This window comes from Streptomyces boetiae, from assembly GCF_031845405.1.
In the GTDB taxonomy this organism is placed as follows: Bacteria; Actinomycetota; Actinomycetes; order Streptomycetales; family Streptomycetaceae; genus Streptomyces; species Streptomyces boetiae.
The window spans coordinates 51,151-74,411 of sequence record NZ_JAVREN010000023.1; the positions used below are offsets into that span (position 1 = coordinate 51,151).

The 23,261-nt window shown below is 73.1% G+C and carries 31 protein-coding genes and 1 pseudogene; 4 read left to right on the forward strand and 28 right to left on the reverse strand.

Features of this window, described 5'->3' with window-relative positions; translation table 11 throughout:
• The first annotated feature begins 20 nt into the window (after positions 1–20).
• The gene (locus RM780_RS16490) at positions 21–611 is read left to right on the forward strand and encodes a hypothetical protein (protein WP_311631492.1); all 591 of its coding nucleotides are present in this window, start codon (positions 21–23) and stop codon (positions 609–611) included.
• A 21-nt stretch (positions 612–632) separates the two neighbouring features.
• Here RM780_RS16490 and tsaE read toward each other — a convergent pair whose 3' ends face one another.
• From tsaE to alr, 3 genes are read right to left on the reverse strand one after another with little or no spacing between them, the layout of a single operon-like run.
• Positions 633–1,208 carry a tRNA (adenosine(37)-N6)-threonylcarbamoyltransferase complex ATPase subunit type 1 TsaE gene (tsaE, locus tag RM780_RS16495; protein ID WP_311631493.1) on the reverse strand — a complete coding sequence of 192 codons (576 nt, stop codon included), beginning with the start codon at positions 1,206–1,208 and terminating at the stop codon, positions 633–635.
• Positions 1,192–2,403, reverse strand: a complete 1,212-nt coding sequence (locus RM780_RS16500) for an alpha/beta fold hydrolase (RefSeq protein ID WP_311631494.1) — start codon at positions 2,401–2,403, stop codon at positions 1,192–1,194. The genes tsaE and RM780_RS16500 overlap by 17 nt, the downstream gene beginning before the upstream one ends.
• On the reverse strand, positions 2,400–3,626 hold the full coding sequence (alr, locus tag RM780_RS16505; RefSeq protein WP_311631495.1) for an alanine racemase: 1,227 nt from the start codon (positions 3,624–3,626) through the stop codon (positions 2,400–2,402). Before alr ends, RM780_RS16500 begins: the two co-directional genes overlap by 4 nt.
• A 51-nt stretch (positions 3,627–3,677) precedes the next feature.
• Between alr and RM780_RS16510 the strand changes: the two genes are divergently transcribed.
• Positions 3,678–5,183, forward strand: a complete 1,506-nt coding sequence (locus RM780_RS16510; protein WP_311631496.1) for an NAD(P)H-hydrate dehydratase — start codon at positions 3,678–3,680, stop codon at positions 5,181–5,183.
• An 11-nt stretch (positions 5,184–5,194) separates the two neighbouring features.
• Here the strand turns inward: RM780_RS16510 and RM780_RS16515 are convergent, their stop codons facing one another.
• Both RM780_RS16515 and RM780_RS16520 read right to left on the reverse strand, forming a co-directional pair.
• On the reverse strand, positions 5,195–5,563 hold the full coding sequence (locus RM780_RS16515; protein ID WP_311631497.1) for a holo-ACP synthase: 369 nt from the start codon (positions 5,561–5,563) through the stop codon (positions 5,195–5,197).
• Positions 5,564–5,577: 14 nt separating this feature from the next.
• Positions 5,578–6,291, reverse strand: a pseudogene (locus RM780_RS16520) (glutamine--fructose-6-phosphate transaminase (isomerizing)); the annotation flags it as partial.
• Between the two features lie 34 nt (positions 6,292–6,325).
• Between RM780_RS16520 and coaA the strand changes: the two are divergent.
• Entirely contained in the window at positions 6,326–7,285 is a 960-nt protein-coding gene (gene coaA / locus RM780_RS16525) for a type I pantothenate kinase (protein ID WP_311631498.1), read from the forward strand.
• A gap of 416 nt (positions 7,286–7,701) precedes the next feature.
• On the opposite strand, the gene glmM is transcribed toward coaA, so the two are convergent.
• From glmM to rplM, 3 genes are all read right to left on the reverse strand, one after another.
• On the reverse strand, positions 7,702–9,060 hold the full coding sequence (gene glmM, locus RM780_RS16530) for a phosphoglucosamine mutase (RefSeq protein ID WP_311631499.1): 1,359 nt from the start codon (positions 9,058–9,060) through the stop codon (positions 7,702–7,704).
• A 126-nt stretch (positions 9,061–9,186) separates the two neighbouring features.
• Positions 9,187–9,696, reverse strand: coding sequence for a 30S ribosomal protein S9 (rpsI, locus tag RM780_RS16535; RefSeq protein WP_311631500.1), 510 nt, complete (start codon positions 9,694–9,696; stop codon positions 9,187–9,189).
• A gap of 42 nt (positions 9,697–9,738) precedes the next feature.
• The gene (rplM, locus tag RM780_RS16540) at positions 9,739–10,182 is read right to left on the reverse strand and encodes a 50S ribosomal protein L13 (RefSeq protein WP_311631501.1); all 444 of its coding nucleotides are present in this window, start codon (positions 10,180–10,182) and stop codon (positions 9,739–9,741) included.
• A 295-nt stretch (positions 10,183–10,477) separates the two neighbouring features.
• Between rplM and RM780_RS16545 the strand changes: the two genes are divergently transcribed.
• Positions 10,478–11,344: a hypothetical protein gene (locus RM780_RS16545; RefSeq protein WP_311631502.1), complete on the forward strand. Its 867-nt coding sequence runs from the start codon at positions 10,478–10,480 to the stop codon at positions 11,342–11,344.
• A gap of 31 nt (positions 11,345–11,375) precedes the next feature.
• Here RM780_RS16545 and truA read toward each other — a convergent pair whose 3' ends face one another.
• The 20 genes from truA to rplX all read right to left on the reverse strand — a co-directional run bounded on the left by truA (position 11,376) and on the right by rplX (position 23,260).
• Complete coding sequence (gene truA / locus RM780_RS16550) at positions 11,376–12,236, reverse strand: tRNA pseudouridine(38-40) synthase TruA (protein WP_311631503.1); 861 nt, start codon at positions 12,234–12,236, stop codon at positions 11,376–11,378.
• Positions 12,237–12,400: 164 nt separating this feature from the next.
• A complete protein-coding gene (gene rplQ, locus RM780_RS16555) occupies positions 12,401–12,931 on the reverse strand; it encodes a 50S ribosomal protein L17 (protein ID WP_311631504.1) in 531 nt (176 codons plus the stop codon).
• 96 nt (positions 12,932–13,027) lie between these two features.
• Positions 13,028–14,050, reverse strand: a complete 1,023-nt coding sequence (locus RM780_RS16560; RefSeq protein WP_311631505.1) for a DNA-directed RNA polymerase subunit alpha — start codon at positions 14,048–14,050, stop codon at positions 13,028–13,030.
• 122 nt (positions 14,051–14,172) lie between these two features.
• A complete protein-coding gene (rpsD, locus tag RM780_RS16565) occupies positions 14,173–14,799 on the reverse strand; it encodes a 30S ribosomal protein S4 (RefSeq protein ID WP_311631506.1) in 627 nt (208 codons plus the stop codon).
• A 29-nt stretch (positions 14,800–14,828) separates the two neighbouring features.
• Entirely contained in the window at positions 14,829–15,233 is a 405-nt protein-coding gene (rpsK, locus tag RM780_RS16570; RefSeq protein ID WP_311631507.1) for a 30S ribosomal protein S11, read from the reverse strand.
• A 64-nt stretch (positions 15,234–15,297) separates the two neighbouring features.
• On the reverse strand, positions 15,298–15,678 hold the full coding sequence (gene rpsM / locus RM780_RS16575; protein WP_311631508.1) for a 30S ribosomal protein S13: 381 nt from the start codon (positions 15,676–15,678) through the stop codon (positions 15,298–15,300).
• 162 nt (positions 15,679–15,840) lie between these two features.
• Entirely contained in the window at positions 15,841–15,954 is a 114-nt protein-coding gene (gene rpmJ / locus RM780_RS16580; protein ID WP_049567412.1) for a 50S ribosomal protein L36, read from the reverse strand.
• A 29-nt stretch (positions 15,955–15,983) separates the two neighbouring features.
• A complete protein-coding gene (gene infA / locus RM780_RS16585) occupies positions 15,984–16,205 on the reverse strand; it encodes a translation initiation factor IF-1 (protein WP_003948620.1) in 222 nt (73 codons plus the stop codon).
• A 143-nt stretch (positions 16,206–16,348) separates the two neighbouring features.
• Positions 16,349–17,185, reverse strand: coding sequence for a type I methionyl aminopeptidase (gene map / locus RM780_RS16590; protein WP_311631509.1), 837 nt, complete (start codon positions 17,183–17,185; stop codon positions 16,349–16,351).
• Positions 17,186–17,261: 76 nt separating this feature from the next.
• Positions 17,262–17,915, reverse strand: coding sequence for an adenylate kinase (locus RM780_RS16595; RefSeq protein WP_311631510.1), 654 nt, complete (start codon positions 17,913–17,915; stop codon positions 17,262–17,264).
• Positions 17,915–19,240, reverse strand: a complete 1,326-nt coding sequence (gene secY / locus RM780_RS16600; RefSeq protein WP_311631511.1) for a preprotein translocase subunit SecY — start codon at positions 19,238–19,240, stop codon at positions 17,915–17,917. Before secY ends, RM780_RS16595 begins: the two co-directional genes overlap by 1 nt.
• 213 nt (positions 19,241–19,453) lie before the next feature.
• Positions 19,454–19,951 carry a 50S ribosomal protein L15 gene (gene rplO / locus RM780_RS16605; protein WP_311631512.1) on the reverse strand — a complete coding sequence of 166 codons (498 nt, stop codon included), beginning with the start codon at positions 19,949–19,951 and terminating at the stop codon, positions 19,454–19,456.
• 1 nt (position 19,952) lies between these two features.
• Positions 19,953–20,135: a 50S ribosomal protein L30 gene (gene rpmD / locus RM780_RS16610; RefSeq protein WP_311631513.1), complete on the reverse strand. Its 183-nt coding sequence runs from the start codon at positions 20,133–20,135 to the stop codon at positions 19,953–19,955.
• Positions 20,135–20,737, reverse strand: coding sequence for a 30S ribosomal protein S5 (gene rpsE, locus RM780_RS16615; RefSeq protein WP_120698204.1), 603 nt, complete (start codon positions 20,735–20,737; stop codon positions 20,135–20,137). Before rpsE ends, rpmD begins: the two co-directional genes overlap by 1 nt.
• A 37-nt stretch (positions 20,738–20,774) precedes the next feature.
• Positions 20,775–21,158, reverse strand: a complete 384-nt coding sequence (gene rplR, locus RM780_RS16620; RefSeq protein WP_311631514.1) for a 50S ribosomal protein L18 — start codon at positions 21,156–21,158, stop codon at positions 20,775–20,777.
• A gap of 2 nt (positions 21,159–21,160) precedes the next feature.
• On the reverse strand, positions 21,161–21,700 hold the full coding sequence (gene rplF, locus RM780_RS16625) for a 50S ribosomal protein L6 (RefSeq protein WP_311631515.1): 540 nt from the start codon (positions 21,698–21,700) through the stop codon (positions 21,161–21,163).
• Positions 21,701–21,722: 22 nt separating this feature from the next.
• Positions 21,723–22,121 carry a 30S ribosomal protein S8 gene (rpsH, locus tag RM780_RS16630; protein ID WP_311631516.1) on the reverse strand — a complete coding sequence of 133 codons (399 nt, stop codon included), beginning with the start codon at positions 22,119–22,121 and terminating at the stop codon, positions 21,723–21,725.
• Between the two features lie 61 nt (positions 22,122–22,182).
• Positions 22,183–22,368 (reverse strand): type Z 30S ribosomal protein S14, encoded by a 186-nt coding sequence (locus RM780_RS16635; protein WP_049567381.1) that lies wholly within the window; start codon positions 22,366–22,368, stop codon positions 22,183–22,185.
• A gap of 5 nt (positions 22,369–22,373) precedes the next feature.
• Positions 22,374–22,937, reverse strand: coding sequence for a 50S ribosomal protein L5 (rplE, locus tag RM780_RS16640; protein ID WP_311631517.1), 564 nt, complete (start codon positions 22,935–22,937; stop codon positions 22,374–22,376).
• Positions 22,937–23,260 carry a 50S ribosomal protein L24 gene (gene rplX, locus RM780_RS16645; RefSeq protein ID WP_311631518.1) on the reverse strand — a complete coding sequence of 108 codons (324 nt, stop codon included), beginning with the start codon at positions 23,258–23,260 and terminating at the stop codon, positions 22,937–22,939. Before rplX ends, rplE begins: the two co-directional genes overlap by 1 nt.
• Position 23,261: the final 1 nt, after the last annotated feature.

The following is a 23,261-nucleotide window of genomic DNA, read 5'->3' on the forward strand; positions in this document are numbered from 1 at the left end:
AGAAAGGCGGGGGCGTTTCCATGGCGCGCCATTCCCCGGCCCCCCGCGCGGGGGGCTTCGTGGCCGGGATAACGGCCGCGGCGCTCGCCGTCGTCGCCTTCTTCGCGTACCAGGCCGCCTCCGCCGACGACCGCCTCGGCGCGGACCCCCCGGCCGCCCCGGGCTCCGCGACCCCGGAGGGGACGGAACCGGGCGGCGGCGAGGAGGGGCCTTTGCCGCTGCCGGCCGAGTCGGGCGAGGGCCGGCGCGTGGTGTACGCGCTGGAGCAGCGGCGGGTGTGGCTGGTGGAGCCGGCGGAGGACGGGCCGGGCGAGGTGATCGCCGAGTCCTACCGCGTGTACCCCAGCGCGGTCAGCCCGCCGCCGGGGACGTACGAGGTCACCTCGCGCACCGCGCAGGGCACCGGCTCGGACGGAGTGCCGATGGAGCACGCGGTGGTCTTCCACGTCTCGCCGGAGGGCGTCGTCTTCGGCTTCTCGGCCGCGCTGGACGGCTCCACGCCCGACCCCTCCGCCGGGGGCTCCACGGGCGGCATCCGCCAGAGCCGCGAGGACGGCGACGCGATGTGGCTCTTCGCCACGACGGGGGTTGCCGTCGTCGTGGTCCCCTAGGGCGCGCCCGCGGGCGGCCGTTCAGGACGGCGGGGCAACGTCCTCGGCCAGCGCCGCCAGCCCCGCGCCGCGCCAGCGGGGGCCGACGCCCGTGACGGTGACCGACCGGGGGTCGGCCGAGCCCTCCGGGGTGTCCCCCGCGCCGCGGCGGATGACGACGTGCAGGCGGTCCTCGGCCAGCTCCTCGACGCGGCCCTCGCCCCACTCGACCACGACCACGGACTCCGGCAGCGCCACGTCGAGGTCGAGGTCCTCCATCTCCTCCAGGCCCCCGCCCAGCCGGTAGGCGTCCACGTGCACCAGCGGCGGCCCCGAGCCCAGCGAGGGGTGGACCCGGGCGATCACGAACGTCGGCGAGGTCACCGCGCCCCGGACCTTCAGCCCCTCCCCGAGCCCCCGGGTGAGGGTGGTCTTCCCCGCGCCCAGCTCCCCGGTGAGCAGCACCAGGTCCCCGGCGCGCAGGAACGCGGCCAGCCGCCGCCCCAGCTCCCGCATCCGATCGGCGTCCGGGACGGTGAGCTCCACCGCCGCCTCCCCCGTCGTCGCCCCGTGCGCCCCGCGTTCCGTGTGCTCCGTGTGCTCAGTCGGCCGGCTCATGGAACCGGATGCTACGCGCCACCAGCCGCGCCAGGTGCTCGTTGACCGCGTCCGGCCGCTCCAGCAGCAGCAGGTGCCCGGCGCCCGGCAGCACCGCGCACTCCGAGCCCGGCAGGGCCGCCGCGATCCGCTCGCCGTGCGCGGCCGGGGTGACCGCGTCCCGCTCGCCCGCGACAACCAGCGTGGGCAGGTCGCGCTCCAGGCCGCCGAGCACCCGCAGCCCCGGGGCCAGGGACAGCGCGCCGAAGGCCGGGTAGAAGGAGGCGACCACGTCCATCGGCACCGCCGTGATCAGCCGCTCCGCGAACCGCGCCACCCCCGGGTCCACCTCGTCCGGGGCGCCGAAGGCGTACCGCCGCACGGCCTGCGCGTACAGCTCCCCGGCCGCGCGCCGCCCGCGGTCCACCAGCCCCGGCTGGGTGCCCAGCGCCCGCAGCACGCCCGGCAGCACGGTCCGCACCGCGCGGACGGCCGGGGCCGGGAAGCCGTAGGTCACCCCGTCCAGGCCGCCGGAGGAGGTGGCCAGCAGCGCGACGCCCGCCAGCCGCCGCACCAGCCAGTCCTCGTACTGCGCGGCCAGGGCCAGCACGGTCATCCCGCCCATGGAGTGCCCGGCCAGGACGACCGGCCCCTCGGGAACGGCCGCGTCCAGCACCGCCTTCAGGTCCCGGCCGAGCTGCCCGACGGTGACCGGGCCGCGCCCGCGCCCGGACCTGCCGTGGCCGCGCTGGTCCCAGTAGACGGCCCGCACGACGCCGCGCAGCGCGGCCCGCTGGAAGTGCCACACGTCCTGGGCCAGGCAGAACCCGTGGCTGAAGACCACGGTGGGCACCGGCGCGGGGGACGGCCGCCGGGCGCGGCGCAACGCCCGGGGCAGGCGCGCTCGTTCGCGCTCCCCCGCCCGGGGCTCGGCGGCCACCGGGCGGGCGCCCTCGGCGTCCTCGCCGTCCGCGCCTTCCTCGCCGGGGTCCAGCTCGTCCACGTCGTCGACCTCGTAGTACAGCTCCGTGCCGTCCTCGGCGAGGGCCGTGCCGGGCGTGCCGCGCAGCGACCCGAAGGGTCCGGCGGCGTCCAGCGCCAGCAGCGCCTGGCGGCGCACCGAGCGGCTGACCGTCAGCCGGTCCACCGCCACCCCGGCCGCGACCGCGCCCACCGCGGCCCCGGCCACCCCGAGGCGCCGCGCCCACTCGTTCACGCCGTCTCCCGCGGGCGTTCGCCGGGCTCGGCCCCGGGACCGGGAGGCGTCCCGGTCCACGTCTCCCACGGGCGTTCGCCGTGGTAGACCCGGGGCACGCGGGGGCCGACGCGGGTGACGATCTCGTAGCCGATGGTCCCGCAGGCCCGCGCCCAGTCCTCGGCGGTGGGCTCGCCGCCGTCCCCGGGCCCGAAGAGGACGGCCTCGTCCCCGGCCGCCGCGGTGTCCCCGCCGAGGTCCACGACGAACTGGTCCATCGCCACCCGCCCCGCGACCGTCCGCCACTTCCCGGCCACCAGCACCGGGCCGGTGCCCGAGGCGTGCCGGGGAACTCCGTCGGCGTACCCGGCGGCGATCAGCGCGAGCGTGGTCTCGCCGGGGGTCGTGTAGTGGTGGCCGTAGCTGACGCCGTGACCGCCGGGGACGCGCTTGACGGCGGCGAGCGGGGCGCGCAGCGTCATCACCGGCCGCAGCCCGAAGTCCTCGGGCGCGCCGATCTCGGGCGAGGGCGAGAGGCCGTAGACGGCGACGCCCGTGCGCACCAGGTCGTAGTGGGACTCGGGGAGGGTCAGCGTGGCCGGGGAGTTGGCCAGGTGGCGCACCTCGGGGACGAGCCCGGCGCGCTCGGCCTCCTCCAGCGCCCAGGAGAACGCGGCCTGCTGACGGGCGATCGAGGGGTGCCCCGGCTCGTCGGCGCAGGCGAAGTGCGACCACAGGCCGGTGACGCGGACCGCGCCCGCCTCCTCGGCGGCGCGGGCGGCGGCCACCAGGCCGGGCCACTCGGCGGGCGGGCTGCCGTTGCGCCCCAGGCCGGTGTCGGCCTTCAGGTGCACCCGCGCGGGGCGCCCGGCCGCGCGCCCCGCGGCGGCGGCGGCCTCCAGGGCCCAGCCCGCGCTGACCGAGACGTCCACGCCCGCCTCGACGGCCTCCCGCCACGGGCCGCCCGGCGTCCACACCCAGCACAGCACCGGCCCGGTGTCCCCGGCCGCGCGCAGCGCCAGGGCCTCCTCGGGGGTCGCGGTGCCCAGCCAGGCGGCGCCCGCCTCGCGCGCCGCGCGGGCGCACGGGAGCATGCCGTGCCCGTAGGCGTCCGCCTTCACCACCGCCATCAGCCGGGCCCCGCCGGTGGTGCGCTCCAGGAGCGCGCGCACGTTGGCGCGCAGCGCGTCCAGGTCGATGTCGGCGCGCGGTCGCCAGTCCGAGACTCGTGCATGGTCGTTCATCACCCCCCAGTGTCGCAGGAAGGCCGTGCGGGCACCGGCCAGACTGGTCTCATGAGGACTGCTTACCGCGTGGAGACCGTCCGGGCCGCCGAGCGCGTGCTGATGGAACGCCTGCCCGGGGGAACGCTGATGGCGCGCGCCGCCGCGGGCCTGGCGGCGGCCTGCTCCCGCCTGCTGGACGAGCGGGGCGGGCGCGGCGGGCAGGGCGGAGGCGGGGCGCGGGGCGCGCGCCGCTCGGGTGCGCGGGTGGTGCTCCTGGTCGGCAGCGGGGACAACGGCGGGGACGCCCTGTACGCCGGCGCGCGCCTGGCCCGGCGGGGCGTGGCGGTCACGGCGGTGCTCCTCTCGCCCGACCGGGCGCACCCCGGCGGGCTGGCCGCGCTGCGGGCCGCTGGCGGGCGGACCGCGCCCCCCGAGGGTGCCGAGGCGCTGATCGCGCGCGCCCGGCTGGTGGTGGACGGCATCACCGGCATCGGCGGGCGCGGCGGGCTGCGCCCCCGGGCCGCCGGGCTGGCCCGCGCCGCCGCCGCCGGCGGGGTGCCGGTGGTGGCCGTGGACCTGCCCAGCGGCGTGGACGCGGACACCGGCGAGATCGCGGGCGACGCGGTGCGGGCCGCACTGACGGTCACCTTCGGCGCGTTCAAGCCCGGCCTGCTGGTGGACCCGGCCCGCGAGCGCGCCGGGCGGGTGCACCTGGTGGACATCGGCCTGGGGCCCCGACTCCCGCCCGAGCCCGACCTGGTGGCCCTGGAGGACGCGGACGTGGCCGCGCTGCTGCCGCGCCCCGGCGCCGAGTCCGACAAGTACCGGCGCGGGGTGGTCGGCGTCGTCGCCGGATCGGCCCGCTACCCCGGCGCGGCCGTGCTGGCGGTGGGCGGGGCGCTGCGCGGCGGCTCGGGCGCGGTGCGCTACGCGGGCCCGGCCGGCGCGATGGTGCTGGCCCGCTACCCCGAGACGCTGGTGAGCGACGGGCCCCCGGCCGGGGCGGGCCGCGTCCAGTCCTGGGTGATCGGCCCCGGCCTCGGGGACGGCCCCGAGGCCCGGGAGGCGGTCGCGCAGGTGCTGGACTCCGGCGTGCCGGTGCTGGTGGACGCGGACGGCCTGCGGCTGCTGGACCCCGGCCGGGTGCGGGAACGCCCGGCACCCACCGTCCTGACCCCGCACGCCGGAGAGGCCGCGGCCCTGCTGGGCACCGGCCGGGACCGGGTGGAGGCCGCGCGGCTGGCCGCGGTGCGGGAGCTGGCCGGACGATTCGGCGCCACCGTCCTGCTGAAGGGCTCCACAACCCTGATCGCCAACGCCACCGGGCCCGTGCGGGCCAACCCCACCGGGACACCCTGGCTGGCCACGGCCGGCAGCGGGGACGTTCTCTCGGGCCTGATCGGGGCGCTGCTCGCGGCGGGCCTGGACCCGCTGGACGCGGCCTCGGCCGGGGCCTACCTCCACGGCCTGGCGGGGCGGCTGGCCGCCGCTCCCCCGATGGCCTCCACCGTCACCGAGGCCCTGCCCGCCGTCTGGGCCCGCCTCCTGCCGCCCCTGCGCCCGGCCGCCCCCTGAGCGCGCTGGCCCTAGCCCTCCGCGATGACCACCGCGGAGGCCACGCCCGCGTCGTGACTGAGTGACAGGTGCCAGGAGCGCACCCCAAGGCGCTCGGCCGCCGCCGCCACCGTCCCGCGCACCTCAAGGCGCGGGCGGCCGTCCTCGGCGCTGACCACCTCGGCGTCCGTCCAGCGCAGTCCCGGCGGCGCGCCCAGCGCCTTGGCCAGCGCCTCCTTGGCCGCGAACCGCGCGGCCAGGGAGGCCGTCCCCCGGCGCTCCCCGCTCGGCAGCCACAGCTCCGCGTCGACGAACAGCCGGCCCGCCAGCTCCGGGGTGCGCTCCAGCGACCGCGCGAAGCGGTCGATCTCCGCGACGTCGATGCCCACCCCCAGGATCACGCCCGCACCACGCCCCCCTCGGCGTCCGTGATCTCGCAGCGCACCTCGTCCCACTCCCGCCGCAGCGCCACCACCCGCTCGCCCCGCCCGGCCGCCCCGCACTCCACCACCTCGGCCAGGTCCTGCCCGTCGAAGGCCGCCGGGTCCGAGGCCAGGAACGACTCCTCCTCCCCGATCCCCACGGCCAGCGGCAGCCCCCGGCAGGCCCCGACCACCGTCTCCGGCTGATCCGCGTGGACGGCCGCCACGGCGAACGCCCCGCGCAGCGCCCGGCACACCTGCCGCATCGCCTCGGCCAGGTCCGCGCAGGAGGAGAAGGCCTCGGCCAGCAGGTGCGCCACGACCTCGCTGTCGGTCTCGGAGGCCAGCCGGTGCCCGCGGGCGGCGAGTTCGGCGCGCAGCTCGGCGTGGTTGCCGAGGGTGCCGTTGTGCACGACGGCCACGCGCCCGGCGTCGTCCAGGTGCGGGTGGGCGTTGACGACCGTGGCCGGGCCGTGCGTGGCCCGCCGCAGGTGGCCGATCGCGCTGCCGCCGGTGGGCAGCGGCCCGCGCTTCAGCGCCTCGCGCAGCGCGGGCAGCCCGCCGGGCGCCCTGGCCGCCGCGATCCCGCCGTCGGCCAGCACCGCGACGCCCGAGGAATCCTGGTCCGGGCGCTGGAGGCGGCCCAGCCCGGCGAGGACCACCTCCAGGGCCGACCGCGTTCCCGTGTAGCCGACGATCCCGCACATGCGGGCAGCGTAGCCGGGTGAGGAGAATGGCGCCGTGGCTCCCTCACCCATCTCACCCTCACCGGCCGCGTCCTCGCACGCGACCCCCTATGTCGACCTCGGCCGCGCGGAGTGGAGCACCCTGCGCGAGCGCACCCCGCTGCCCCTGACCGCCCCGGAGGTGGAACGGCTGCGGGGCCTGGGCGACGTCATCGACCTCGACGAGGTCCGCGAGGTCTACCTGCCGCTCTCCCGGCTGCTCAACCTCTACGTCGCCGCCACGGGCCGGCTGCGCGGCGCGGTCAGCACGTTCCTCGGGGAGCCGCAGCCCGCGACGCCCTTCGTGATCGCGGTCGCCGGCAGCGTCGCGGTCGGGAAGTCCACCGTGGCGCGGCTGTTGCGCGAGCTGCTGGCCCGCTGGCCCGAGCACCCGCGCGTGGAGCTGGTCACCACCGACGGCTTCCTGCTGCCCAACGCCGAGCTGCGGCGCCGCGGCCTGATGACCCGCAAGGGCTTCCCCGAGTCCTACGACCGGCGGGCCCTGACGCGGTTCGTCGCCGACGTGAAGGCCGGCCGCCCCGAGGTGACGGCTCCGGTGTACTCGCACCTGAGCTACGACATCGTGCCGGGCGAGACCCTGACCGTCCGCCGCCCCGACATACTCATCCTGGAGGGGCTGAACGTCCTCCAGCCCGCGCTGCCCGGACGCGTGGGCCTGGCCGACTACTTCGACTTCTCGGTGTACGTGGACGCGCGCACGGCGGATATCCGCCGCTGGTATCTCGATCGCTTCCGGAAACTCCGCGCCACGGCCTTCCAGAATCCCGAATCCTTTTTCCGCAGATACGCGGAGGTGCCGGAGGAGGAGGCGATGGAGTACGGCCGCAAGAATTGGGAGACCATCAACGAGCCCAATCTCCTGACCAATATCGCCCCCACCCGCGCCCGCGCCACCCTGGTCCTCCAGAAGTCCGAGCACCACACGGTCCGCCGCCTTCGCCTCCGCAAGCTCTAGCCCTGCCGGCTGCGTCCCCGGCTCCCCGGACCTGCGCCTGCCCGGTACCGCACCCCGGCGCCCCGGACCCGCCGGGGGCGTGCGGGCTCGGGCCCGCACCCCGACGCCTCACGGCGAGCCGCCCTGCGGGCGGTCACCGCCGGCGACACTGGCAACGCCGCAGGGCGAGCACCGGCGGGCGTGCGCCGGCGCCTCCCGGCCGGACCGCTGGGGCCGGGCGGCGCTCGCCACCCCGCGCGCGGGCGCCGCGCCGGGAGCACACACCGAGCGTGCGAACCGGCGCCCCCGCGCCGCGCAGCTCGACGCGCCGCGGAGTCACGTGCGTTCGGGCTCCCGGCGCCCCGCACGGGGCGCCGGTCGCACCGGGCCGGGCCGCGACCCGCCCGTCGGCTGACGCCGCGTCGCGCCCCAGCGCGTCAGCCCAGGGCCGACTTGACCACGTCCGCCAGGCCGGCGGCCACCGTGCGGGCCTCGGCGGGGTCGGCCGCCTCGACCATGACGCGGACCAGGGGTTCGGTGCCGGAGGGGCGCAGCAGGACGCGGCCGGTGTCGCCGAGCTGGCGTTCGGCCTCCGCGATGGCCTCGGCCAGCTCGCGGGAGTCGGTGACGCGGGACTTGTCCACGTCCCGGACGTTGATCAGCACCTGCGGCAGCCGCTCCATCACCCCGGCCAGGTCCGCCAGCGGCCGGCCCGTGGCCGCCACCCGCGCGGCCAGCAGCAGCCCGGTCAGCGTGCCGTCGCCCGTGGTCGCGTGGTCCAGCACGATGACGTGCCCGGACTGCTCGCCGCCCAGCGCGTACCCGCCGCGCCGCATCTCCTCCAGCACGTACCGGTCCCCCACGGCCGTCTGCCGCAGCCGCAGGCCCTCCCGCTCCATGGCCAGCGTGAACCCGAGGTTGGACATCACGGTGGTCACCACCGTGTCCCGGCGCAATGTCCCCGCGTCCCGCATCGCCAGCCCGAGCACCGCCAGGATCTGGTCCCCGTCCACCTCGGCCCCCGCCGCGTCGGCGGCCAGGCAGCGGTCGGCGTCCCCGTCCACGGCGATGCCCAGCGCGGCCCCGTGTGCGGGAACGGCCGCCCGCAGCGCGTCGAGGTGCGTCGAGCCGTACCCGTCGTTGATGTTCAGGCCGTCCGGCTCGGCGCCGATGGTCACCACCTCGGCCCCGGCCCGCGCGAACGCCTCGGGCGCCACCCGGGAGGCCGCCCCGTGCGCCGCGTCGATGACCACCTTCAGCCCGCCCAGGCCGTTGGGCAGCGCGCTCACCAGGTGCGCCACGTACCGGTCGAAGCCCTCGCCGTACTCCCTGACCCGGCCCACACCCGCGCCCACCGGCCGGTCCCAGGGCTGGCCGGAGGCGTGCTCCAGGTAGGCCGCCTCGATCCGGTCCTCCAGGCCGTCGGCCAGCTTGTGGCCGCCCCGGGCGAAGATCTTGATGCCGTTGTCCGGCATCGGGTTGTGGCTCGCGGAGAGCATCACGCCGAAGTCCGCGTCCAGCGCGCCCGTCAGGTGGGCCACTGCCGGGGTCGGCAGCACGCCCACCCGCAGCACGTCCACGCCCGCGCTGGCGAGGCCGGCCACCACGGCCGCCTCCAGGAACTCCCCGGACGCCCGGGGGTCGCGTCCCACCACCGCCAGGGGCCGGCGGCCGGACGTCTCCCCCTTGGCGGCGAGCACGTGGGCCGCCGCGACCGACAGGCCGAGCGCCATCTCGGCCGTGAGATCCGCGTTGGCGACGCCGCGCACGCCGTCCGTTCCGAAGAGTCGTCCCACTGCATTGCCTCCGATTAGTGACGAGCGGCCCCCCGACGCGTAAACCCTATAAAAAGAACACCCCGACAGCACGGAAATGCTGTCGGGGCGTGAGTAAAGTCAGCAGAAAGCCTGCCGAGGGGGCGACTAGCGCTTGCTGTACTGCGTCCCCTTGCGGGCCTTCTTCAGACCGGCCTTCTTCCGCTCCACGGCGCGCGCGTCGCGGGTCAGGAAGCCCGCCTTCTTCAGCGGGCCGCGGTTGTTGTCCACGTCGGCCTCGTTCAGCGCGCGGGCCACGCCCAGGCGCAGCGCGCCCGCCTGGCCGGAGACGCCGCCGCCGGAGATGCGGGCGACCACGTCGTAGCGCTCGTCCAGCTCCAGCACCTTGAAGGGCTCGTTGACCGACTGCTGGTGCACCTTGTTGGGGAAGTACCCCTCCAGGGTGCGGCCGTTGATCTTCCACTTGCCGCTGCCCGGAACGATCCGGACGCGGGCGATGGCGTTCTTCCGGCGGCCGGTGCCGGCGCCGGGCTGCGGGTCGCCGAAGCGGGCCGTCAGCGTCTCGCCGGCGGCGAACTCCTCCGGCGCGCTCTCGGTGGTGTACTCCTCGACCTCGGGGACCTCGGTGTCAAGGGTCTCGGGGGTGGTCTCGGCCACGGTTCTCCTCAGCTTCTCTTTCGTCTCTCAGCGGTGGCCGGACTACTGCGCGACCTGGGTGATCTCGAACGGCTCGGGCCGCTGCGCGGCGTGCGGGTGCTCCGGGCCGGCGTACACCTTCAGCTTCGAGAACATCTGGCGGCCGAGGGTGTTCTTCGGGAGCATGCCCTTGACGGCCTTCTCCACGGCCTTCTCGGGGTTCTTGTCCAGCAGGTCGCCGTAGCGGACCGAGCGGAGACCACCGGGGTAGCCGGAGTGGCGGTAGGCGAGCTTCTGGGTGCGCTTATTGCCGGAGAGGTGCACCTTGTCGGCGTTGACGATGATGACGAAGTCACCGGTGTCAACGTGCGGCGCGTACACCGGCTTGTGCTTGCCCCGCAGAAGGGAGGCGGCCTGGGAGGCCAGGCGGCCCAGCACCACATCGGTGGCGTCGATGACGTGCCACTGACGCTGGATGTCGCCGGGCTTGGGGCTGAACGTACGCACGGGTCGTAGCCTTCGCTTCTTCAGTGATGGGTACCTGGAACCTGACAAGGCCACCCGGGGGTCATCACGGCGACAGCGGCACCGGCGACGCAAACCGGGTGCCGGCCGCCCGCGGTCAGCCAGGTGGACCGGCGCAAGGCCCCTCACGTGAGATCGAGCAAGCCATACGCAGAAGTTCTATTCGTTTGTGTTACTTCGACTGGGCAGAGTACCGCCCCGCCGCGCGGCCGGTCAAAACGGGGCTCCGGCGCCCGCCGGGACGCGGGGGCCCCGGGGCCCCTTAAGCTACCTGTCCATGAGTTACGGGCAGGGGGGTCCGGGCTGGACCCCAGGGGGATCGAACACCCCGGACTGGAACGCGCTGGCGGCCGACGCCGAGCGCCGGCGCGGGCGGCGGCGCGCCACGCTGCTGATCATCGCGGCGGTGGCGACCGTGGTGGTCGGCGCCGTGGTGGCGGCGCTGATCGTCAGCATGAGCGGCGACGACTCGGGCGGCGCCGCCCTGCCCGAGCCCTCCGACCTCCCGGAAAACAGCGAGGACGCCGAGCCCACCTTCTCGGAGACCACGCTGCCGCCGGTCCCCCGGCCCGAGGAGTTCATCGCCGACCCGGGCGTGGACACCGCCCCGTTCACCCCGGACTCCTTCTTCGGCTCCGAGCCCTTCGAGATCGACGGCCGCGCCTACACCCTGGCCTCCACCGGCGCCTCCGAGGGCTGCGCGGAGGGGGCGACCGAGGAGCTGACCGCCCTGCTGGCCGAGAACGGCTGCGTGTCCCTGCTGCGGGCCACCTACGCGGGCGAGGGCGTGCTGGTGACGGTCGGCGTCGCCCAGTTCGAGGCCGAGCAGGGCGCCGCGGCCGTCCGCGAGGGCATCGCGGGCAACCTCCAGCCCCTGGCCGGCGGCGAGGCGGGGGCGTTCTGCGAACGCGGCGGCTGCCGCACGACGGTGAACGACCGCGGCCGTTACGCGGTCTTCACCCTCGCGGGCAACGCCGACGGCTCCCCCGACCGCGGCGAGGGCACCGCCGCCCAGCAGGCCGCCCGGGACGGGGACCGCCACGCCGTGGAACGGGTCGTCCTGCGCGGCGAGGCCCAGGCGTCCGCCTCCGCCTCCGCCCTGGTCGAGGAGCGCGAGCGGCAGCGCCGCGAGCAGGAGGGCTGAGCCTTCCCCGCGGCCACCCCCGAGCCGCCCCTCAGGCGTCGGCGTCCGCGTCGGCCAGGGCGCGGCGCTGCCGGGCCTCGGCGTTGCGGGCCGCCAGGCCCGCCGGGGAGGGGTAGGCGACCTCCTCCAGGGTCAGGCCGTGGGGCCGCACGACGTGAACGGCCGAGTCCCGCACGCGGGCCGCGAGGACCTGCGCCGACCAGGCCGGCGGGCGGTGCCCGTCGCCCACGAAGAGCAGGGCCCCCACCAGCGACCTGACCATGTTGTGGCAGAACGCGTCGGCCAGGACCGTGCCCTCCACGATCCCGTCCGGCCGGCGCTCCCACCGCAGCTCCCGCAGCGCCCGGACGGTCGTGGCCCCCTCGCGGCGCCGGCAGAAGGCCGCGAAGTCGTGCTCGCCCAGCAGCAGCGCGGAGGCCTCGTTCATCGCCGCCACGTCCAGCGGCCAGTTGTGCCACAGCACGTGGCCGCGCAGCAGCGGGTCCACGCCCCCGGGGTGGTCGCTGACGCGGTAGGCGTAGCGGCGCCAGAGCGCGGAGAAACGGGCGTTGAAATAAGGCGGGGCCTCCTCGGCGCGCCACACCCGCACGTCCTGCGGGAGCCGCCCGGCCAGCCTCCGCACGAGCTGCCCGCGCTGCTCCTCCCAGACCTCCGCCGGCAGGTCCACGTGAGCCACCTGGCCGCGGGCGTGCACCCCGGCGTCGGTGCGGCCCGCCACGGTCAGCTCCCAGCCCTCGGGCGAGCGGGCCACGATCCGCAGGGCCTCCTCCAGCTCCCCCTGCACCGTGCGGCGGCCCCGCTGGCGGGCCCAGCCGGAGAAGTCCCGGCCGTCGTAGGAGAGGTCCAGGCGCACCCGCACCCGCCCCACGGCCGGCAGATCCCGCTCGTCCACCCCGACGCTCCTCCTCGCCACTCCCGCCCGGCTCCGCGCGCGTTGTCCCCGCGTCCCGGGCCCGGCGCGCCCGGGCACACGCCCGCCGCGGCCGTTGCCCCGGCACATGCCGCGGGGCCCGGCCCCGGCGGGGTCGGGCCCAGCGTGGACCGGTCCGGACGCCGTCAGGCGTCCTTCTCGTCGTCCTTCTGCTCCTCCGAGGCGTCCGCGGCCTCCGAGGACTCCGCGGTCTCGTCCTTCTTCTCCAGGCCGGCGGCGGCCGGGGCCGCCGTCTCCTGCTCCTTCACGGAGCGGCGGGTGGCGGCCTCGGCCTCGCCGACCGCCTCCTGCTGGACGGTGAGCGCCTCCACCAGCTCGATCACGGCCATGGGCGCGTTGTCCCCGCGCCGCGGCCCGATCTTGGTGATGCGGGTGTAGCCGCCGGGGCGGTTGGCGAACTTCGGCCCGATCTCCGTGAACAGCGTGTGGACCACGCTCTTGTCGCGGATGGTCTGCATCACCTGGCGGCGGTTGTGCAGGTCGCCCTTCTTCGCCTTGGTGATCAGGCGCTCGGCGACCGGGCGCAGCCGCCGGGCCTTGGCCACGGTGGTGGTGATGCGGCCGTGCTCGAAGAGCGACGTGGCGAGGTTCGCCAGCATCAGGCGCTCGTGGGCGGGGCTGCCGCCCAGCCTGCGGCCCTTGGTGGGCGTCGGCATGACTGTCTCCTTGTGTCCTCTGCCCCGGCCGTGTCAGGTACCGGGGTCAGCTGGTGCCTCCGGGCGGAGGCGGCGCGGTACCGCTCCCGTGAGGGGTCAGTACTGCTCGGTCTCGTGGAAGCCGGTGTCGCCGTCGTCCTCCGCGCCGAACGCGTCGGCGGCGGTGGTCGGGTCGAATCCGGGCGGGCTGTCCTTGAGGGCCAGGCCCATCCCGGCCAGCTTGGCCTTCACCTCGTCGATCGACTTGGCGCCGAAGTTGCGGATGTCCAGCAGGTCCGCCTCGGAGCGGGCCACCAGCTCGCCCACCGAGTGGATGCCCTCGCGCTTGAGGCAGTTGTAGGAGCGGACCGTCAGCTCCAGCTCCTCGATGGGCAGCGCCAGGTCGGCGGCGAGGGCCGCGTCCGTCGGCGAGGGGCCCATGTCGATGCCCTCGGCATCGACGTTCAGCTCGCGGGCCAGGCCGAACAGCTCGACCAGGGTCTTGCCCGCGGAGGCCATCGCGTCGCGGGGACGCATCGCCTCCTTGGTCTCGACGTCGACGATCAGCTTGTCGAAGTCCGTGCGCTGCTCGACGCGGGTGGCCTCGACCTTGTAGGTGACCTTCAGCACCGGGCTGTAGATCGAGTCGACCGGGATGCGGCCGATCTCCTGGCCGACCTGCTTGTTCTGCACCGCCGAGACGTAGCCGCGGCCGCGCTCGACCGTCAGCTCCATCTCCAGCTTGCCCTTGTTGTTGAGCGTGGCCAGGACCAGGTCGGGGTTGTGCACCTCGACGCCGGCCGGCGGGGCGATGTCCGCGGCGGTCACCAGGCCCGGGCCCTGCTTGCGCAGGTACATCACGACCGGCTCGTCGTGCTCCGAGGAGACCACGAGCTGCTTGATGTTCAGGATCAGGTCGGTGACGTCCTCCTTCACGCCGGGCACGGTGGTGAACTCGTGCAGCACGCCGTCGATGCGGATGCTGGTCACGGCCGCGCCGGGGATGGAGGAGAGCAGCGTGCGCCGCAGGGAATTCCCGAGGGTGTAGCCGAAGCCCGGCTCCAGGGGCTCGATGACGAACCGGGAGCGGAACTCGTCGACGACCTCTTCGGTCAGGGAGGGACGCTGAGCGATCAGCATGGTGGGGCGACTCCAGTCTTCGGCAACCGCTATTTGATGCCGATCCGGACGATGGGTGTCTGTGCCAGGGTACGGGCGGGCCGCGGGGCCCGCCCGTACCCGGACGGCATGGGCTCTGCCCGTTACTTCGAGTAGAGCTCCACGATCAGCTGCTCCTGCACCTGGGTGTCGATCACCTGGCGCTCGGGCAGGGAGTGGACGAGGATCCGCAGCCGCGACGGGATCGACTCCAGCCAGGCCGGAACGGTCTTGTCGCCGGCCTCCGCGACCGCCACCTGGAAGGGGGTGAGGGCGCGGGAGGACTCGCGGACCTCCACGATGTCGTTCGGCGAGACCCTCGCCGAGGGGATGTCGTTCTTCCGGCCGTTGACCAGGATGTGGCCGTGCCGGACGAGCTGACGGGCGTGGTCGCGGGACTTGGCGAAGCCGGCCCGGTAGACCACGTTGTCGAGGCGGGATTCCAGGATGCGCAGGAGGTTCTCGCCGGTCTTGCCCTGCTGGCGGTTCGCCTCCTCGTAGTACCCGCGGAACTGCTTCTCCAGGACGCCGTAGATGCGCGCGCACTTCTGCTTCTCGCGCTTCTGCAGCAGGTACTCGCTGTCCTTGGTGCGCCCGCGCCCGTGCTCACCCGGGGGGTAAGGACGGATCTCGATCGGGCACTTAGCGCTCTCGCACTTGGCTCCCTTGAGGAAGAGCTTCTGCTTCTCCCGACGGCAACGCTTGCAGTCGGCCCCGGTGTAACGCGCCATGATTCTCTCTCGTCTCCTACTTCACCTGGTCAGACACGCCGGCGCTTGGGCGGGCGGCAGCCGTTGTGCGGGGTCGGGGTGACGTCCTGGATCGAGCCGACCTCAAGGCCCGTGGCCTGGAGGGAGCGGATCGCGGTCTCCCGGCCGGAGCCGGGGCCCTTCACGAAGACGTCGACCTTGCGCATGCCGTGCTCCTGGGCGCGGCGGGCGGCGTTCTCGGCGGCCATCTGGGCGGCGAAGGGCGTCGACTTGCGCGAGCCCTTGAAGCCGACGTGCCCGGCCGAGGCCCAGGAGATGACGTTCCCCTGCGGGTCGGTGATCGAGACGATGGTGTTGTTGAACGTGCTCTTGATGTGGGCGTGCCCGTGCGCGACGTTCTTCTTTTCCTTGCGGCGCACCTTCTTGGCGCCGCCGGTACGGCCCTTGGGAGGCATCTGGATGTAACTCCTGTGAGGTGGTCGGTCCGGCTGCTGGACCTGGGTCGGCGTCCGGCAGGGACTACTTCTTGCCCGGCTTCTTCTTGCCGGCGATGGCGCGGCGCGGGCCCTTGCGGGTGCGCGCGTTCGTCTTGGTGCGCTGGCCGTGCACGGGCAGGCCGCGGCGGTGCCGCAGGCCCTCGTAGCACTGGATCTCCACCTTGCGGCGGATGTCGGCCTGGATCTCGCGCCGGAGATCACCCTCGGTCCGGATGTTGTTGTCCACGTACTCGCGGAGCTTGACGAGGTCTTCCTCGGCGAGGTCGCGGACGCGGGTGTCGGGGTTCACCCCCGTGTTGGCGAGCGTCTGCTGGGCAAGGGTGCGGCCGATGCCGAAGACGTAGGTGAGAGCGACCTCCACCCGCTTCTCGCGCGGGAGGTCAACGCCTGCGAGGCGTGCCATGAATGTGGCTCCTGATCGGTGGTTCGGGGAGGTCTGCCGCAGTACCGTTCCCGGCCTGGCGAGCCGGGTCCCCGGCCTCCCACCGGGGGTGTCGTCCTCGCGCCGCGGGCGCGAGGGGTCGGGTGACTGCGTAGTGACGGGGGTGTGGCGCGAAGAAGATGCTCAGCCCTGGCGCTGCTTGTGGCGCAGGTTCTCGCAGATGACCATGACGCGCCCGTGGCGGCGGATCACCTTGCACTTGTCGCAGATCTTCTTGACGCTCGGCCTGACCTTCATGGGATGTGAGGTTCTCCGGGTCTGTGTTGCTACTTGTAGCGGTAGACGATCCGCCCTCGGGTCAGGTCGTAGGGAGAGAGCTCCACCACGACCCGGTCGTCGGGAAGGATACGGATGTAGTGCATCCGCATCTTGCCGCTGATGTGCGCGAGGACCTGGTGGCCGTTCTGCAGCTCCACCTTGAACATCGCGTTCGGCAGAGACTCGACGACCGTGCCCTCGATCTCGATGGCCCCTTGTTTTTTGGCCATGCTTGAGCGCTTCACCTTCCGGGATCGGCTACCTGGACGGCCCTGGAAGGCGTGGGTGCACCAGGACCGACTGACCAGTCTAGCCAATGGCGCGCCGGGCGCATAATCCGCCCCCGGGCGGGGCAGAAAGGGAGGTCGGCCGTTCAGCCGAGCGGGTCGGGGGCGGCGGTGACGCCCAGCTCCGCCAGCCGGGCCCGGCCGCCGTCCGGCGCGGTCAGCACCAGGGGGCCCTCCTCGGTCAGCGCGACGGAGTGCTCCCAGTGCGCGGCCCAGGTGCCGTCGTTCGTCTTGACGGTCCACTCGTCGGCCAGCACGTGCGTCTTGGCGGTGCCGAGGGTGATCATCGGCTCGATGGCCAGGCACATCCCGGGCACCAGCTTGGGGCCGCGCCCGCGGCGGCGGTCCACGTAGTTCAGCAGGTGCGGGTCCATGTGCATCTCGCTGCCGATGCCGTGGCCGCCGTAGCTCTCGACGATGCCGTACTTGCCGGAGGGCGGCAGCGGCTGGCGGCGGACGTAGGTCTCGATGGCGCGGGAGACGTCCACCAGGCGGCTGCCCCTGCGCATCGCGGCGATGCCGGCCCACAGGGAGTCCTCGGTGACCCGGCTCAGCTCGTGCAGCTGGGGGGCGTGGCCCTCGCCGACGAAGACGGTCAGGGCCGCGTCGGCGTGCCAGCCGTCGACGACGGCGCCGGCATCGACGGAGATGAGGTCGCCAGCCTTCAGCACGGTGTCCCGGTCGGGGATGCCGTGGACGACCACGTCGTTCACCGAGGTGCAGATGGTGGCGGGGAAGCCGCCGTAGCCCAGGAAGTTGGGCTTGGCGCCGCGCTCGGCGAGCACGGCGGCGGCCACGTCGTCCAGGTCCTTGGTGCTGGCGCCCGGCACCGCGGCCTCGGCACACCGGCGGTGTATCTCGGCCACCACGAGACCGGCCTCGCGCATCTTCGCGATCTGCTCGGGGGTCTTGATCTCCACCATCTGCATTCCTCGGGTTCTTCGTGTGCGGGGCCGCGGCGTGACGGCCCCCCGCGGGGCCCGCCCTGCCGCGGCCCGGTCAGCCGCGGTGCGGCAGGGCCTCCAGGGCCCGCCGGGTCACCTCGGGCACCGGCGCGAGGGCGGGGATGGTCGACACCAGGCCCTGCTCGCGGTAGTAGTCGATGATCGGCTCGGTCTCCGCGTGGTAGATCGCCAGCCGCTTGCGGACGGTCTCCTCGCGGTCGTCCTCCCGCTGGTACAGCTCGCCGCCGCAGACGTCGCAGACGCCTTCGACGCGGGGCTTGCGGTACTCCAGGTGGAACGTGTGGCTGCTGTCCTTGCGGCAGGTGCGGCGGCCGGCGATGCGGCGCACCACCTCTTCCTCCGGGACCTCCAGGTCCAGGACCGCGTCGATCTTGTGCCCGCCCTCGGCGAGCAGCCCGTCCAGGGCCTTGGCCTGCCCGATGTTGCGGGGAAAGCCGTCGAGAAGGAATCCGTCCTCGGCGTCCGGCTGGGCCATGCGGTCCGCCGCCATCGCCACGGTGATCTCGTCCGGTACCAGCCCGCCCTCGTCCAGGATGGACCGCACCTGCTTGCCGAGGGGTGTGCCCTGGCTGATGTTGGCGCGGAAGAGGTCTCCTGTGGAGATGTGCGGTACGGCGAGGCGCTCGGCCAGCAGCGCGGCCTGCGTGCCCTTGCCCGCACCCGGCGGGCCGACGAGGACGATTCGCATCAGCGTAGGAACCCTTCGTAATTGCGCTGGTGAAGCTGGCTCTCAATCTGCCGCACCGTTTCCAGCCCGACACCGACGATGATCAGGATGGAAGTACCGCCGAACGGGAAGTCCCCCTGGGCCTCGAACATCACCAGCGCCACGGTAGGCACCAGGGCGATGAGGCCGAGGTAGAGCGATCCGGGCCATGTGATGCGGTTCAGCACATAGCTCAGGTACTCGACCGTGGGCCGACCCGCCCGGATGCCCGGGATGAAGCCACCATACTTCTTCATGTTTTCGGCCACGTCTTCGGGGTTGAAGGTGATGGCGACGTAGAAGAACGCGAAGAAGACGATCAGCAGGAAGTACGTGATGATGTAGTACGGGTGGTCTCCGCCGGTGAAATAGCGCTGAATCCAGTCCGCCCAGGCGCCCGAGTCCGTTCCCGCGAACTGCACGAGCAGCTGGGGAATGTAGAGCAGCGAGGACGCGAAGATGACGGGAATCACACCCGCCTGGTTCACCTTGAGCGGGATGTAGGTGGAGGTGCCGCCGTAGGAGCGGCGCCCGATCATCCGCTTCGCGTACTGCACGGGGATGCGGCGCTGGGCCAGCTCGACGAAGACCACCAGGCCGACCATCGCGAGGCCGCAGGCGACGACCACGCCGAACTCGATCCAGCCGTCGGCCAGGCTGCCCTGCTGCTTGATCTGCCACAGCGCGGCCGGGAACCCGGCGGCGATGGACACGAACATCAGCATGGACATGCCGTTACCGATACCCCGGTCGGTAATCAGTTCACCCATCCACATGATGAGTGCTGTGGCGGATGTGAGAGCAATCACCATCACGATGGTCGTGAAGATGGAGTCGTCCGGGATGATCTCGCTGTTGACCGAGCACTGGGGGAAGAGGGTGCCGCTGCGGGCGGTGGCGACCAGGCCGGTGGCCTGGAGCACGGCCAGCGCCATCGTCAGGTAGCGGGTGTACTGGGTGATCTTCGCCTGCCCGGCCTGGCCCTCCTTCTTCAGGGCCTCCAGGCGGGGGATCACGACGACGAGAAGCTGAAGAATGATGCTCGCGGTGATGTAGGGCATGATGCCCAGGGCGAAGATGGTCAGCTGCAGCAGCGCGCCGCCGCTGAACATGTTGACCAGACCGAACAGGCCGGCCCCCGCGCCCTGATCGTCCGCCTCGTCAATGCACTGTTCGACGTTCTGGAAGCTGACCCCCGGGACCGGCACGTGCTGGCCGAGCCGGAACAGCACCACGATGCCAAGGGTGAAGATCAGCTTCTTACGCAGGTCAGGCGTCTGGAACGCCCGGGCGAACGCGGTGAGCACGGCTCCTCCTGCGCCCCCCGCGGTTGCGCGAGAGGGTGACGGTCTTGAAGTCCAACGGAATAGACACAACTAGCCGGTAGCGGCCACAACGTTCGCCACCTTACCGGCGTATGGGGCGGGCGGGAACGACTGACCGGGGACACCCAACCCGCGGGTGCCCCCGGTCACTCATGCGTCCGGACGCCCGGACATCCCTTCGAGCTGCACGGTCGCTCAGGAACGGGCGTCCGAGACCGTGCCGCCCGCGGCGGTGATCTTCTCGCGCGCGGACGAGGAGACGGCGTCCACCGTCACGGTCAGCGCGACCGAGATCTCGCCGCTGCCGAGCACCTTCACGAGCTCGTTCTTGCGCACCGCGCCCTTGGCGACCAGGTCGGCCACCGTGACCTCGCCGCCCTCGGGGTAGAGCGCGGCCAGCTTCTCCAGGTTCACCACCTGGTACTGCTTATGCGCCGGGTTGCGGAAGCCCTTCAGCTTGGGCAGCCGCTGGATCAGCGGCAGCTGCCCGCCCTCGAAGCCCACCCGCACCTGGTACCGGGCCTTGGTGCCCTTGGTGCCGCGGCCGGCGGTCTTGCCCTTCGAGGCCTCACCGCGGCCGACCCGGATCTTCGCCTTCTTGGCGCCCGGGGCGGGCCGCAGGTCGTGGAGCTTCAGCGGCGCCTCGCCGGGGGCAGCGCCCTCGGCCGAGTCCTTCTTCGCCAGGTCCGCCATGTCAGTCCACCTCCTCCACGCTCACCAGGTGCCGCACGGTCTTGGCCATGCCGCGGATCTCCGGGCGGTCCTCCTTGACGACCACGTCGTTGATCCGGCGCAGGCCCAGGGAGCGCAGCGTCTCCCGGTGGTTCTGCTTGCTGCCGATCTTGGACTTCACCTGGGTGATCTTCAGCCGTGCCATCACGCACCCACCCCGGCGCGGGCCCGCAGCAGGGCGGCGGGGGCCACGTCCTCCAGCGGCAGGCCGCGGCGGGCCGCGATCTCCTCGGGGCGCTGAAGGCCCTTCAGAGCGGCCACCGTGGCGTGCACGATGTTGATCGGGTTCGACGAGCCGAGCGACTTGCTCAGCACGTCGTGGATGCCCGCGCACTCCAGCACGGCGCGCACCGGGCCACCGGCGATCACACCGGTACCGGGCGAGGCCGGCTTCAGCAGGACGATGCCCGCGGCCTCCTCACCCTGGATCGGGTGCGGGATGGTGCCCTGGATGCGGGGGACCTTGAAGAAGTGCTTCTTGGCCTCCTCCACACCCTTGGCGATGGCGGCCGGCACCTCCTTGGCCTTGCCGTACCCGACACCGACGGTGCCGTCGCCGTCGCCCACCACGACCAGCGCGGTGAAGCTGAAGCGGCGACCACCCTTCACTACCTTGGCGACGCGGTTGATCGCGACGACGCGCTCGACGTAGGCGGTCTTCTCGGCGGCGGCGCCGCCGTCCCGGCCCTTGCGGTCCCGTCGCTCGCCGCCACCGGCGCCGCCTCCGCGGCGCTGTGGTCCAGCCATGGAAATTACCTCTCTCGATCTCGTTGACGGGACCGGCTCAGAACTTGAGCCCCGCCTCGCGGGCCGCGTCCGCCAGCGCGGCGACGCGCCCGGCGTACCTGCTGCCGCCGCGGTCGAAGACCACGGCCTCCACGCCGGCGGCCTTCGCCCGCTCGGCGACCAGGGCGCCGACCAGCTTGGCCTTCGCGCTCTTGTCGCCCTCGTCGCCCCGGATGGAGACGTCCAGCGAGGAGGCGGAGGCCAGCGTGTGCCCGACGGTGTCGTCCACGACCTGCGCCACCATGTGGCGGTTGGAGCGGGTGACGACCAGACGCGGGCGCTCGGGGGTGCCCGAGACCTTCTTGCGGACGCGGATGTGGCGGCGCTTGATGGCCGCGCGCTTACGGGCGTCGCCCTTGGCGATCTTGACGCCGTATGCCATGGCTACTTACCAGCCTTTCCGACCTTGCGGCGGATGACTTCGCCCTCGTACTTGACGCCCTTGGCCTTGTACGGGTCGGGCTTGCGCAGCTTGCGGATCTTCGCCGCCACCTCGCCGACCTTCTGCTTGTCGATGCCCTCCACGCTGAAGCGGGTCGGGTTCTCGACCTTGAACGCGATGCCCTCCGGCGGCTCCACCAGGATCGGGTGGCTGTAGCCCAGGGAGAACTCCAGGTTGGAGCCCTTGGCCTGGACGCGGTAGCCGACGCCGCTGATCTCCAGCTTCTTGACGTAGCCCGCCGTGACGCCGGTGATCAGGTTGGCGATCAGCGTCCGGGACAGGCCGTGCAGGGCGCGGTTGCGGTTCTCGTCGTTGGGACGGGTCACCAGGATGGTGCCGTCCTCGGCGCGGGCCACCTCGATGGGCGCCGCCACCGTGTGGGACAGCGAGCCCTTGGGGCCCTTCACCGCGACGGTCCGCCCCTCGATGGTGACGTCGACGCCCGCGGGAACCGGGATGGGCTGCTTGCCAATGCGCGACATGGCTCTTCCTCCGTTCCCCTCGTCACCAGACGTAGGCGAGGACTTCCCCGCCCACGCCCTTCTTCTGAGCCTGCTTATCGGTGAGCAGGCCGTTGGAGGTGGAGATGATCGCCACCCCGAGGCCGCCGAGCACCCTGGGCAGAGCGGTGGACTTCGCGTAGACCCGCAGGCCCGGCTTGGAGATCCGCTTGATGCCGGCGATCGAACGCTCGCGGTTGGGGCCGTACTTCAGCTCCAGGACGAGGCTCCGGCCCACCTGGGCGTCCTCGGTCTTCCAGCCGGTGATGTAGCCCTCCTGCTGGAGGATCTCCGCGATGTGCGTCTTGATCTTGCTGTGCGGCATCACGACGGTGTCGTGGTACGCCGAGTTCGCGTTCCGCAGACGGGTCAGCATGTCCGCGATCGGATCGGTCATGGTCATGAGACGGCCTTGGGCCTCTCTCGCCGGGGTTTCCCTCGCAGGACCTACGGCGTAGTAGTCGTTACCAGGAGCTCTTCGTGACGCCCGGCAGCTCGCCGCGGTGCGCCATCTCACGCAGGCACACGCGGCACAGGCCGAACTTGCGGTACACGGAGTGCGGCCGGCCACAGCGCTGGCAGCGCGTGTATCCACGCACCGCGAACTTCGGCTTGCGGGCGGCCTTGGCGATCAGAGCCTTCTTCGCCATGCTGCTCACGCCTCCTTGAAGGGGAAACCGAGGTGACGCAGCAGGCTGCGGCCCTCCTCGTCGGTCGTCGCCGTGGTGACCACGGTGATGTCCATGCCCCGCACCCGGTCGATGCGGTCGGGGTCGATCTCGTGGAACATCACCTGCTCCGTGAGACCGAAGGTGTAGTTGCCCCGGCCGTCGAACTGCTTCGGCGACAGGCCGCGGAAGTCACGGATCCGCGGCAGCGCCAGGGACAGCAGACGGTCGAGGAACTCCCACATCCGGTCGCCGCGCAGGGTCACGTGGGCGCCGATCGGCTGCCCCTCGCGCAGCTTGAACTGCGCGATGGACTTGCGGGCCTTGGTAATGGTGGGCTTCTGGCCGGTGATCGTGGCGAGGTCGCGCGCGGCGCCCTCGATCAGCTTGGAGTCGCGGGCAGCCTCGCCCACGCCCATGTTGACCACGATCTTGACCAGGCCGGGGATCTGCATGACGTTGCCGTAGCCGAACTCGTCACGCAGCTTCCCGGCGATCTCCTCGCGGTACCGCAGCTTCAGCCGCGGCTGGATGGTGGTGGCGGTGGTCATCAGATGTCCTCACCGGTCCGGCGCGCGACGCGGATCTTGTTGCCCTCTTCGTCGAAGCGGTAGCCGACCCGGGTCGCGACCTTCTTGCCGTCCTTCTCCACGACGAGCATCACGTTGCTCACGTGGATGGGGGCCTCGGTCGTGATGATGCCCCCGGTCTTCGACCCGCGCGGGGTGGCGCCGGCCTTCGTGTGCTTCTTGACCCGGTTCACGCCCTCGACCAGGACGCGGTCCTCGCGGGGGAAGGCCACGATGACCTTGCCCTGCTTGCCGCGGTCCTTGCCGGTGATGACCTGGACCAGGTCGCCCTTCTTGATCTTCATG